The organism is Chryseobacterium candidae (genome assembly GCF_004916905.1).
GTDB classification, from domain to species: domain Bacteria; phylum Bacteroidota; class Bacteroidia; order Flavobacteriales; family Weeksellaceae; genus Chryseobacterium; species Chryseobacterium candidae.
This window is the reverse complement of the sequence record NZ_SDLV01000010.1, coordinates 233,871-246,239: the sequence shown is the minus strand read 5'-3', so window position 1 is coordinate 246,239 and position 12,369 is coordinate 233,871. Positions and strand designations below refer to the sequence as shown.

The 12,369-nt window shown below is 33.8% G+C and carries 10 protein-coding genes; 9 read left to right on the top strand and 1 reads right to left on the bottom strand.

Going from position 1 to position 12,369, the window contains the following annotated elements; genetic code table 11:
• Positions 1–2: 2 nt before the first annotated feature.
• Complete coding sequence (locus tag EK417_RS05945) at positions 3–2,927, bottom strand: ligand-binding sensor domain-containing protein (RefSeq protein ID WP_168801930.1); 2,925 nt, start codon at positions 2,925–2,927, stop codon at positions 3–5.
• Positions 2,928–3,680: 753 nt separating this feature from the next.
• On the opposite strand from EK417_RS05945, the gene EK417_RS05940 reads away from it, so the two are divergent.
• The 9 genes from EK417_RS05940 (at position 3,681) to EK417_RS05900 (ending at position 12,328) form a co-directional block, all read left to right on the top strand.
• Positions 3,681–4,136: a response regulator transcription factor gene (locus tag EK417_RS05940; protein WP_228457893.1), complete on the top strand. Its 456-nt coding sequence runs from the start codon at positions 3,681–3,683 to the stop codon at positions 4,134–4,136.
• A 57-nt stretch (positions 4,137–4,193) separates the two neighbouring features.
• Positions 4,194–4,550: a helix-turn-helix domain-containing protein gene (locus tag EK417_RS05935; protein WP_136521601.1), complete on the top strand. Its 357-nt coding sequence runs from the start codon at positions 4,194–4,196 to the stop codon at positions 4,548–4,550.
• A gap of 426 nt (positions 4,551–4,976) precedes the next feature.
• Positions 4,977–6,233: an aminotransferase class I/II-fold pyridoxal phosphate-dependent enzyme gene (locus EK417_RS05930; protein WP_136521600.1), complete on the top strand. Its 1,257-nt coding sequence runs from the start codon at positions 4,977–4,979 to the stop codon at positions 6,231–6,233.
• Positions 6,234–6,238: 5 nt separating this feature from the next.
• A complete protein-coding gene (locus tag EK417_RS05925; protein WP_136521599.1) occupies positions 6,239–6,871 on the top strand; it encodes a TetR/AcrR family transcriptional regulator in 633 nt (210 codons plus the stop codon).
• A 97-nt stretch (positions 6,872–6,968) separates the two neighbouring features.
• A complete protein-coding gene (gene dnaX, locus EK417_RS05920) occupies positions 6,969–8,054 on the top strand; it encodes a DNA polymerase III subunit gamma/tau (RefSeq protein ID WP_076594454.1) in 1,086 nt (361 codons plus the stop codon).
• Positions 8,055–8,092: 38 nt separating this feature from the next.
• A complete protein-coding gene (locus EK417_RS21365) occupies positions 8,093–8,668 on the top strand; it encodes a DUF8439 domain-containing protein (RefSeq protein WP_083688760.1) in 576 nt (191 codons plus the stop codon).
• A gap of 401 nt (positions 8,669–9,069) precedes the next feature.
• A complete protein-coding gene (locus EK417_RS05910) occupies positions 9,070–10,152 on the top strand; it encodes a chorismate mutase (RefSeq protein WP_076594455.1) in 1,083 nt (360 codons plus the stop codon).
• A 180-nt stretch (positions 10,153–10,332) separates the two neighbouring features.
• The gene (gene rsgA / locus EK417_RS05905) at positions 10,333–11,259 is read left to right on the top strand and encodes a ribosome small subunit-dependent GTPase A (RefSeq protein WP_110368167.1); all 927 of its coding nucleotides are present in this window, start codon (positions 10,333–10,335) and stop codon (positions 11,257–11,259) included.
• Positions 11,260–11,911: 652 nt separating this feature from the next.
• Positions 11,912–12,328, top strand: coding sequence for a nucleoside-diphosphate kinase (locus EK417_RS05900; RefSeq protein ID WP_034687444.1), 417 nt, complete (start codon positions 11,912–11,914; stop codon positions 12,326–12,328).
• Positions 12,329–12,369: the final 41 nt, after the last annotated feature.

Sequence of the window (12,369 nt, the reverse complement as noted above, 5' to 3'; positions counted from 1 at the left end):
GATTAGTTTTTATTGAGTGTTATTTCCACAATTGTTCCTTTAGGTTGGTTTTGTCTGAAGTTCATTTCAGCATTGATCTTTTTTACCAGATGGATAACCATATGCAGACCCAATCCTTTTCCTTTAAAACTAGGTGTTTCCAATGTAGGATTTCTGAACAGGTTCATGTAAACAGAAATCTGCTCTTCAGACATCCCTGTTCCTGTATCAGTAATTATTATTGTGGTTTTTTGTAAATTTTCTGTAACCGTAAGGGTTATATTTCCTTCAAAGGTATTTTTTACAGCATTATCAAGAATATTATGAATAATGGCTGTTAAAATACTTTCATTTACTTTAGAATATACGATTCCTTTGGTAAGATTGGTAATGACAGTCCCTTTTTCTTTTGCAATTTCACAGAATAATTTATTCTTGATTTCCAGAATTCTGTTGATTGGATATTCATTTTCTTCAAAAATATTTTCAGCTTTATAAAGTTCAGTATATTCTTTCAAATTCAGGGTAAACTGATACAGCTGTTCGGAAGATTTATAAATACTGTCAAAGTATTTTTTCTGAAGCTCCACATCATCAGATTCATGAAGTTTCTGAGAAAGCATAGCAATAAATCTGATCGGAGTGGTGATATCGTGGCTGATGGTTTCCACCAGTTTTTTCTGATATTCGGTTTCTTTTTGCAGGTTGTTTTTAACAACCTCCAGGTGAAGTGAGGTTTCTCTCAGTTCAGAATTTTTATTATGAACAATCTGTTTTAAAGCTTTATTTTTTATTCTTAGAAAGTTGGTGGTTAACTGAACGATGATGATAATCAAAATAAGAATAACAATGGAAGCAGATACTCTGAATAACAAGGTCTGATAGAAAAGTGGCTGAATTTTGAAGCGTACAGTCTTTTCTTCATATCTTCCATCTGCAGAAATCAATACCCTTACACTCAGAGTATAATCACCGGGAGAAAGGTTGCTGATCGTGTATTTTAATTCTTTTCCTGTTGCAATCTTTTCCCATTCAGTATTTTCTTTTCCTGATATCTTTGCTTCAATATAAAGATTTTCAGGATTGGAAAAATAAGGAATATCAATAAAGATATCTGCAGTTTTGTAATTATTTTTCAAATTAAGAATCTGGTGAAAATACTGAGGCTCAGAATTTCCTATTTTTACCCGTTCAATGTAAATCTTATTTCTTCCCGGATAATAAGTCTGAATACTTTCCGGGTTAAAAAACACAAAACCGTCCATTGAAGGAAATACAAAATCCCCATTCTCAAGAGCGTAGGCATTGGGTTCTGAACTTCCATTAAATTCATTGGTCAGGAAGCCGTCTTTTTTAGTGAAGCGATAATAAAAAACCGCAGTTTTTTTGTTTTCTGCATACTGTAGCAATTGTTTTTTAGAGACCTTAAACATCCCATTATTTGAAGAAATCCAATAATATCCCTTTTGGTCTTCAAGAATATAATGAGCCGACTGGAGATAGTCATTGATGTCGTTGGGCATCTTGATAAGTTGGTGATTCCTGAAAAGATAAAATCCGTCTTTGTTGGTAGTAATCCATATCAGATTATCCTTTGTTCTGATAATACTTTTGACATTGATGTTTTTAATTAAGGGAGTTATAGTATTGCTTCCCAATGCTATGGAATAAAGTCCGTCACTGTTTCCTGTCAGAATTTCATTCTCATTGTATTGATAAAAAGTATTGATAAAACTTTTAAAAGTATAGGTGAAATCCGGTTGGCTAAATATATCTTTTCTGTAAAGATGAAGCTTTGTTCCTGAAAGATCTGTAAAGGTTGTTCCATAAAGGTTTCCGCTTTTCATAAATGTTTCGAGTCCTTTTTTTACAAAAGATGAATCCTTCTTTTTATATCCAGAATTTTTATAAAACCTGATAATACGGTTTCGTTTCCTGATCAGAATGTTTCCGGAATTATCATACATCATCACATAGTTGTCATTGTTTCCGAAAAAATGGTTGTTTACAATCCCATTTCTTCCGAATTCTGTACCATCCTCAGCAATAATTGTATTTTGACTGAAAGGGAGAGATGCAAAATATACATTACTTGAGAAATCAGCATTTTTCCTTGAAACATTGAAATTGGAAAGCTGAAGTACGTTCAGTCCGTTATTGAGAGTTCCCAGATACAATTTATTGAAACTCTCATCATAATACATAGAGCAATAAGAGTGATTGCCGATTTCTTCAAAATTGACAAGAAATTTCAAACGGAGATCCTTTTCATCTCCTTCCAAAAGGTAAATATTATCATGGTTGATAATAAATGTCTGATTGGTAATCTGTTGCCAATATATTTTAGTGTCTGGGTGATTAAAAAGTGTAGGTTGATCAGAAACAGAAAGACGTCCCTTGTAGATGGAGTAGGTTTTTCTTTTTTTCAGATCATTGATGAACAGGTGATTATTCAGTACAAAAATATAATTCAGATCTTCATTGGTAAAAGGAAGGACAATTTTTATTTCTTTTTTTCCTTCCTTATAGATGATGGCATTCTTTTCTGTAAAATGATAAACAGAATTTTTGAGCTGAATAAAATATTGGATGTCATTATAGAAATCCGAGGTAATGATATTATTGGCAATGCGGTGGAGAATATCATTACCGCTGCAGTAGGTCATTTTATCACCGGCAGTAAGATCTGCCAATTTGGGAAACCTGTTTTTAATAATAATTTTATTTTTCTGGAAATTATTAAGAACTGTTATGCTGTCAAGGCACGGATCTCCTATAAATTCACCAAAATGTAGATTATTTACCTTGAAGTTATTAAAGGTAATAAATGAACTTCCGTCATACCGTACAAGTCCGTTTTCAGTAGAAATCCAAATGAAGCCATATTTGTCTTTTACAATGGCCTTTGCACTGCTTTGCGGCAGTCCGTTGTCTATGTTGTACCACATAGAGGTGTAGTGCTGCCCGGAAATATTTAGATAAATACAAGCAAAAATAAATACCCAAACTCTCATATATGTGCAAAACTGATCTATATCTGCTGCTAATGCAGAAGACGGTTAATAATAGTATTTGTACAAGTCAATGTTTTTTTTAAGGGTAGGAACGATTGAGAATAAATTTTTATCATTGAAGTTTTCTGGTCTTTTGTGTTTTATATTTTTTGATCGTGTAAAAATAGTGAAATTATGGAGATAAATTAGTATTGTGTGTCCTGTTTTCTGTAAGTTTTATCATGTATTGCAGACAATAAGAGATTCAAAATTTTTCTCAATCTTTTCGTATTTCAATAATATGTGATAAATTTATGCCGTATTCATTGTAAATTTTCGTCTAAAGATCTTAGTATTGTACTGGATTTGTGGCTTTTTTTAGAATTTTATGAACAAAAATTATTGTTGTGTTTGAATAATTTTATCAATTTTTGATTAACAGTTGAAGTTTTGTTTAAATGATTTTGTAGTAAAAATTCGACAAAAAAAAGACGGTTTATTCTACATGATAGCTTTGTCAGGGCTTATGGATATTCATATTTTTGCAAAAATATTCTCGCAGCAATTAAGAAGATTTATTGTCAAAATAATGATTCTAAGAACACAAACGGTTTTTATCTCAAAAACAAAAGAGACTGTACAAAAGTAAACAGTCTCTTTTTTTGTTATTAAACACTCAGAATATCTTTTTAATCAAAAAAAGATACAGTGGAAACGCAGGAACGTACGGGATATAGTGTCGTTTCAAAAATCAGAATGAAAGATAAAAATCATGCATACAGATGGGTAAAACACCGTATGTTTTATATTTATTCACCTGATAACGGACGATTGAGGTTTGCTCTCTGTCTTTATCATATGGCTCTGACTTCATCTAATGTTCCCGATTTCATGATTGTTAATATAATAAAAGGGAAAGTGGTGGTGAAAAATAAACTTGATTATAAGAATATTTTAAGCCCAGGAGAACTGGAAGTTTTAAAATTTTTAGGAGAGGGATATGCCAGTAAAGAAATTGCAGGTATTCTTTCTATAAGCATCAATACCGTAAACAGGCACCGTCAGAATATCCTGGAAAAGTTGAAAGTGAAAAATTCTACCCAGGCTTTTAAAGATAGTTTTTTTAAAATATTCAGCTTCAAACATCCGAAAAGTTTACCATAATATTTTGTAACTTATATTTAATTTTATATCTTGAATACACATTAGCAAGAACCATACATGATGAAAAGAAGTGAAGAAATTACCCATCAGTATTTTACCTTTTTAGACCAACATATCCATGAGGTTATTTCGGGAACAGCCCATGAATTTCTGGAACTGAATGAAATTGCCGGAAAACTTGCTGTCTCTCACAAACATCTTACCGATACCATTAAAAAAGAAACCGGAAAGCATCCCTGTTTTTTTTATGATGAAAAAATTATCGGGGAAGCCAAACATATGCTTATTGTTACGGATAAATCTGTAGCAGAAATTGCCCGTATTTTTACTTACGATCCATCCAATTTTTCAAAATTTTTCAAAAAAATGACTGGTTGCACTCCTGGAAAATTCAGAGATTCCCATACCGTCTGAACTGACTGTTTTTATTCTTTAAAATTCCTGCCACAGGAGTTTCGATGCCCTTTTCGTCTCTGGGTAGGGATTTAATCGTGCTGAATTCCTGCTGTAAAAGGCAATTTAGTGAATTATAATGTTAAAATTACCGGAAAATAATCTTTTATAAATGAGATGGTTGTGAAAAATAACTGTCTTTTTTTATTATTTATTTATTAATATTTCTTTATTGTTTACTTTTTTTATTAAATTTAGGTAAGAAAAAACTAATTAATTCAAAAAGATAAATGTTAAAAAGAAACATGTATATACAATTGAGTTTGGTTTCCAGAGTATAAGAATAAATTATTGTGTCTTTAATAATATTTAATCTTAGTAAGGGAGCTTAACCCCTTTAAATAGTTATATATTTGTTTTTTAAAACCACAACAAACAAGATTAAGGATGAGCATCAATTTCACAACAGCAACTATCAAAGACTTTGAGAATATACCAGACAATAATATGGCTCAAAGGGCTGAAATTTTTTATGAATATTTAGACTATGTAAAGTCTAATGGACACATGAATTACCGACTGAAGAATACTTCAGGAACCAATGCAATACTGAATGTAAATATTGCAAACCATAACAGAGAATTTGTTAGTTTTGTATCAAGTGATTATTTGGGATTTACACAGCACCCGAAAGTAAAACAAGCTGCCATTGAGGGAATAGAAAAATATGGTACCGGTACTGGGGCAACCCCTCTTATCGGCGGTTATTTTGATTACCACAATGCGTTAGAAAAGAAAATTTCAGGTTTCTTTAAAAGAACAGAAGATGAAGCCGTAGTATTTACAACAGGTTATACTGCTAATAGTGCGAGTTTACAATGTTTAATGCAAAAGGAAGATCTGGCTATTTTAGATATGGCTGTACATGCCAGCGTGCACGAAGGATGTGCTTTTACTAATAAAAAAACATTTCCGCACAATAATTTGGAATCTTTGGAACACATTTTGAAGGTATCTGAAAATCTGTACCGTACGAAACTCGTTATTGTGGATGGAGTGTATTCCCAGGATGGTGATACCTCCCGTATTAATGAGATCTATGACCTTGTGAAAAAGTATAATGCCTTTCTGATGGTAGACGACGTACATGGGGTCGGCATCCTTGGAGAAACCGGAAGAGGTACTTTGGAACAGGCTGGTTTATTGGATAAAGTAGACATCATCACAGGTACATTCAGCAAAACATTCGGAAACCTTGGAGGATATGTCATTGCAGATAAAAAAATAGCTGCATTCATCAGATTCCATTCACGACAGCAGATCTTCTCAGCTACAGCTCCACCATCATCCGCAGGAATTGTTAAAGCCATTGATTTAATTGACGAAGAACCTATCTGGAGAGAAAAACTCTGGGATAACATCAATTATTTCAAAAAAGGACTTGACGATTTAGGATTAGATACCGGTGTTACCTGCTCTGCCATTATCCCCGTAAAAATTGGAGATCCCTATGTAACAGGAGAAGCCGGAAAACTACTAATACAAAAAGGAATCTATACCAATCCGATTCTTTATCCGGCTGTACCAAGAAAAGATGCGCGTATCAGGATGAGTGTAACGGCAAGGCACGAAAAAGAACATCTCGACAAAACGCTTAATGCGTTTGATGATATAAATAAAAAATTGCATATTGCGAAAAAATAATAATTATGCCTAGAAAAGTAGTGCAGGGCCCCATTAGGGACAAAGAAAAAACAAAACAGAAACTGCTTGCTGCAGTTGGTAAAATTTTAAGAGTAAAAGGATACTCCGGACTGAAAGTAAGTAAAATTGCCGCAGTAGCCGGATTTGATAAAAAATTAATCTATGAGTACTTTGGAAGTACTGATAAGCTGATTGATGAGTATATCAAATCTCAGGATTACTGGAGCCAGGTCAACCAGGATGTTGATATGGATTTCTCTGACGGTGGACACGAACTTACCAAAATGGTAGTGTTAAATCAGTTCGAAAACCTGAAGAAAAATAAAGAACTTCAGAAAATTATCCTTTGGGAACTTTCAGAAAGTAAGCCTATTCTTAAGAAACTGGTTGAGCAGCGTGAAGAAGTAGGAGAAGTCTTATTTGGAAACATCTCAGATCCTTATTTCGGAGAAGGGGTAGCAACAAGGCATAGAGCAATTATGGCTTTAATAGTTTCCGGTGCTTACTATCTTAATCTTTATACAGGATACAACGCCAGTAAGTTCTGCGGTATTGACCTGAAGACCGAAGAAGGAAGAAAAGAGATTGAAGGCGCTATTGTTGAGTTGATCGACTTTGCATACAGCAAAAAAAAGTAGAAATTAAAAGTTTTCCGATTTGAGCAAAAATACGTTTTTGTTGATATTTGAAAACTTTTAATTTTCAAATTAAAACTATATTTCTTACTTTTGGCCAATGGAAAATTTTATAGTATCTGCAAGAAAATATCGTCCTCAGGAGTTTGATACGGTTGTAGGGCAATCCCATATTACGGATACTTTAGAACATGCAATTGAAGAAAGCCAATTAGCTCAGGCATTGCTTTTTTGCGGTCCTCGTGGTGTGGGTAAAACTACTTGCGCCAGAATTCTGGCAAGAAAGATCAATGAGAAAGATGGCTCGGTTTCAGAAGATGGCTTTGCTTATAATATCTATGAGCTGGATGCAGCATCCAATAACTCTGTAGATGATATCAGAGAACTTATAGATCAGGTACGTTTTGCACCTCAGGTGGGTAAATACAAAGTATATATCATAGATGAGGTTCATATGCTGTCTTCTGCCGCTTTCAATGCTTTCCTTAAAACGCTGGAAGAGCCGCCTGCTCATGCCATTTTTATTTTGGCTACTACGGAAAAACATAAAATTATACCAACAATTTTATCCCGCTGTCAGATCTATGACTTCAAAAGAATTGTCATTGAAGACATTCAGAATCATCTGAGAAACATAGCCCAAAAAGAAAATATCCGGTATGAAGATGATGCATTGTATCTGATTGCTCAGAAAGCCGACGGTGCATTAAGAGATGCACTTTCCATCTTCGACAGACTTTCTACTTTCTCCCAGAAAAATATTACACTGGCCAAAGCCGCCGAGGTATTGAATATTCTGGATTATGATCAATATCTCAATATCGTGGATCTCGCCAGGGAAAATAAAATTCCTGAAGTGCTTTTCGCATTTAATGAGATTGTAAAAAAAGGTTTTGATCCTCATATTTTTATTGCCGGATTAGGAAATCATTTCAGAGATCTGATGATGGCACAGAATGCTTCCACAATGGAACTCATAGAAGTAGGAGAGAAAACCAAGGCCAGATTTGTAGAGCAGGGACAGAAATGGGCCGCCCAGCAGCTTATTGATGGTATTGAAATCTGCAATCATGCAGATATTAATTATAAAAATTCCAAAAACCCTAGACTTACGGTTGAAATTGCATTAATGCAGCTGGCTTCACTGACAGCTAATTTAGGCGATACTAAAAAAAAAAATTCCTGATACTGGCTCCGTTTCTCAGTGAGAAACAGGAGGTGAAGATGCCGGAAAAAACTCCGGAGAAGAAAGACGTTAAAGCAGAACAACAATCTGCAGCTTCTCAGGAAGTTCAGGCAGTTTCAGTAACAAAAACAACCAAACCATTATCAAGACAAGGAATTTCTTCTGGTTTTAGCATCAGTTCTTTCCTGAATAAGGAGGATAAAGTTGAAACAGCAGAGAATGTTGTGGTGAAAACTGAAAACCTTCCCCAAAACCATTTTACAGATACTGATCTGCAGATGGAATGGAAAATTATGCTTAAACAGCTCCAGGTAAAAAATAACTTTGTTTTCAATGCAGTAAAAACCTTCAAGCTGGAAAAAGCCGGAGAGCATAAAATCAAAGTTTTATTCCCTTCAGATTCTGCAAAAGTAGAATTTGATAAAATAAGTGGAGAATTTTTTAATCATTTTAAAAGAAAAATTCAGAATCATATTATTGAAGTAGAATACTTCAGAGACGTTGATAATCTGAAGATTGAGGTAGTGACGAAGAGAAAACTATTTGAAAAATTTATAGAAAAAAATCCGCTTTTGAAAGATCTTGATGATTTAATGAAGTTTGATTTGACATAATTTTTATATATTTGTCAAATATTTCTGTCAGAAATAAGTTTTTGACAAAAACAAATTACAACTAGAAACGCTGAAACAAGACATTTCCAGAATAGAATGGAAAAATTGATTAACACATATCAGTCTTTTTTTGCACCCGCTAATTACTTTTTTAGCGGTTATTTTAGTTTTTCTGCTTCTTATTATAGAAATTTCAGAACGTATTACCGATTTTATTGGTACTGTTAACTGAATTTCTTTCCAAAAAATACAGGAGAAGTAGAGCCCTATTATTTTCCTGATTCCTTTAAACAGTTTTGAACGGCATTTTTTGAAAAGAATTATAAATTAAATTTTATAATCCAAAGGGCTATTGCTGTCAATGAATAAATAATATAAAAAAACAACAAAAATTTAGAATAATGAATTTAAATGATTTAAAAAATGAGTGGATCGATGGGCTTACACAGCCTCTGATGATTGCAGGACCATGTAGTGCGGAAAGTGAAGCTCAAATGCTTGAAACGGCCAGGAGAATTAAGGAATCCAATGCTAATGTATCGGTTTTCCGTGCAGGAATCTGGAAGCCCCGTACCAAACCAAACGGTTTTGAAGGAGTAGGAGTGATTGGTTTAAACTGGCTGAAAAAAGTAAAAGAAGAGTATGGTTTTAAAACAGCAACTGAAGTAGCCAACGCACACCATGTGTTTGCAGCTCTGGAAGCAGATGTAGATGTTCTTTGGATTGGAGCACGTTCTACAGTGAACCCTTTTACAGTACAGGAAATAGCAATGGCTTTAAGAGGAACAGATAAGCCTGTGTTTGTGAAAAACCCTGTGAATCCGGATCTAGCATTATGGATCGGAGCTTTGGAGAGACTTTTAGGACAGGATATAAAAAACCTGGGCGTAATCCACAGAGGATTTTCAACATACCAGAAAACAAAATACAGAAACAATCCAAACTGGCAGATTGCCCTTGATTTCAAGAGCCAGTTTCCCAACATTCCAATGTTAATCGACCCTTCTCACATCTGCGGAAACAGAACAGGTCTTGCGGATATCACCCAGGAAGCACTTAACGTAGGATACCAGGGAGCAATCATTGAATCACACTGTAATCCTGATGAAGCGTGGAGCGATGCTTCCCAGCAGATTACTCCTGAAGTTCTTGCAGAGCTTATCGGAAATCTGAAAGTGAGAAGCTCTAATCTTGCAGGTTTTGAAGGAGAGATGGGAAGACACAGAACTTTGATCTCTGATCTTGATTTCCAGTTAATTGAACTTCTTTCTCAAAGAATGAAAATTTCTGAAAAGATCGGTAAGCTTAAAAAAGAAAATGACATTGCGATCTTCCAGCCTGAACGTTGGAAAGTAATCACAGAATACGCTACTCAAAAAGCAAAAGAAACAGGAATGTCTCAGGAATTCATTGAAAAAGTATTCAAAGCTATTCACGAAGAGTCTATTGAAGTTCAGAATAATATTATGATCGACAAAAGATAAATTGCAGCGCGTTTTAAAGATTGGGATTTTGATTTAATTCCTGAAAATTAAAACCAAAATTTTAGAAAAAATACAAATTAGGGCTTATGCATTGGTATTTAGGGCAATTGAAACATGTGTTTTTAAACCTATTTCCTGAATGCTAAGCCCTAATTGCGTATATTTGCACCAGCATTATCTATGAAAGGAAAAATCATTAAATCTACAGGCAGTTGGTACCAGGTTTTGGAATTGGAAACTAATAAAATTTTCGAGGCCAGAATCCGGGGAAAATTCAAATTGATAAAAACCAGGCTTACCAATCCACTTGCTGTAGGAGATTTTGTTGAGTTTCAACTGGAACAGGATGATATCGCATGGATCACAAAAATTGAACCGCGATCCAATTATCTGATCAGAAAATCAGTAAACCTTTCAAAAGAAGCCCATATTATTGCGTCCAATATTGATTTGGCTTGCTTTATCTTTACCCTGAAACATCCTGAAACATCATTAGGATTTCTGGACAGGTTTCTGGCATGTTGTGAAGCTTATAATATTACTCCACTCATTCTTTTTAATAAGATCGATGTTTTACACGAAGAAGAAATTGAAATTGTAAAGGACATTGAATTCCTATACCAGGAAATTGGATATAATACTTTGGAAATTTCGTCATATTCAAAATTGAATCTGGATCAGCTTCAGGAGATTCTTAAAGATAAAACCTCTGTATTCTTCGGTCACTCAGGCTGTGGAAAATCTACATTGGTGAATGCTCTGCAGCCAGGACTGAATTTAAAAACATCTGAAATTTCAGACACTCACCTGAAAGGAAAGCACACAACAACTTTTGCACAGATGCACTTTTGGCATTTTGGCGGAAACGTTATCGATACTCCCGGCGTTCGTGAATTTGCAATGATTGATATTGAAAAAGAAGAAGTACAGCATTACTTTCCCGAGATTTTCAAGAAGAGAGAAGAGTGCAAGTTTCACAATTGTCTTCACATTAATGAACCGAAATGTGCCGTTATTGATGCTCTTGAGACAGGGGAGATTCAGCATTCCCGCTACGCTACTTATATTAAACTGATGGATGAGGCAGAAGAAGCTTCTCAAAAATAATCAATAAAATCTTTTATTTTAACCGTTACAGACTGATTACATAAATGACGAACTTCCTCTGGCTGCAGAAATGATTTTGATGTATTCGTTATAAATAAAATATACAGAGACTCTCATTGGATGGTCTCTTTTTTTGTTTTAAAAATTATTTTACTGAAATAAACCCTTGTTAAGATTTCAAAACTTCTTGCTTTTAAAGGATATTATTTACTGCGAATATTTTTTTATTTAAGACCAAAAAATATTCGTTTTTAAATAACTCTACTTTTCAGGTTTACAATTTTGGCAGATAACTCCACTTTTGTCATATTTTTGCCAATTCTGAAATTGTATTTTTAAAAAATGAAATTATTTTGCTAATTGAAATAAAATGTAGAAAATCATTAAATATAATCCGATTTTAGATATAAAATTAAATAATTAATAAAAAAAACTACTATTTTTTGAAAATAAAAAACCCAGCCGAAGCTGGGTAAAAACTAATAACCATGAAAACTCAAATTAAACATGAGAATCGAAAAATAATAAACAATTACTGTGCCAAAGTTTGTGTTACAATTTCTTAATAAAAGTTATTTTTATGTTAAAAAAAATTAAAATAAAAATAAAAGATATTTTTTGTAATTTTGCGCCATTAAAAAAATATACATTTATGTCTAACATTACATTCACTATGATTAAGCCTGATGCTGTTGCAGACGGACATATCGGTGCTATATTGGGTAAGATTGCTGAAGGAGGTTTTAAAATCAAAGCTTTAAAATTAACTCAGCTTACAGTTGCTGATGCAAAAAAATTCTATGAAGTACACGCTGAAAGACCATTTTATGGAGAATTAGTAGAATTCATGAGCTCTGGTCCTATCGTTGCAGCAGTTTTAGAAAAAGACAATGCAGTTGAAGACTTCAGAACATTAATCGGTGCTACTAACCCTGCAGAAGCTGCAGAAGGTACTATCAGAAAAATGTTTGCAAGAAGCATCGGAGAAAATGCGGTTCATGGTTCAGATTCTGATGAGAATGCATTAATCGAAGCTCAGTTTCATTTTTCAGGAAGAGAGATTTTCTAAGAAAATCATCTTACAAAATAAAAAATCCGGAGATTTCTCCG

Bases quoted from the DNA above. Each gene is read 5' to 3' on its own strand.
- EK417_RS05925 (WP_136521599.1), top strand. From the start codon at position 6,239: ATGCCTAGAAAAGTAGTGCAGGGCCCCATTAGGGACAAAGAAAAAACA.
- EK417_RS05910 (WP_076594455.1), top strand. From the start codon at position 9,070: ATGAATTTAAATGATTTAAAAAATGAGTGGATCGATGGGCTTACACAG.
- EK417_RS05945 (WP_168801930.1), bottom strand. From the start codon at position 2,927: ATGTGGTACAACATAGACAACGGACTGCCGCAAAGCAGTGCAAAGGCC.
- rsgA (WP_110368167.1), top strand. From the start codon at position 10,333: ATGAAAGGAAAAATCATTAAATCTACAGGCAGTTGGTACCAGGTTTTG.
- EK417_RS21365 (WP_083688760.1), top strand. From the start codon at position 8,093: ATGCCGGAAAAAACTCCGGAGAAGAAAGACGTTAAAGCAGAACAACAA.
- EK417_RS05900 (WP_034687444.1), top strand. From the start codon at position 11,912: ATGTCTAACATTACATTCACTATGATTAAGCCTGATGCTGTTGCAGAC.
- EK417_RS05930 (WP_136521600.1), top strand. From the start codon at position 4,977: ATGAGCATCAATTTCACAACAGCAACTATCAAAGACTTTGAGAATATA.
- EK417_RS05935 (WP_136521601.1), top strand. From the start codon at position 4,194: ATGATGAAAAGAAGTGAAGAAATTACCCATCAGTATTTTACCTTTTTA.
- dnaX (WP_076594454.1), top strand. From the start codon at position 6,969: ATGGAAAATTTTATAGTATCTGCAAGAAAATATCGTCCTCAGGAGTTT.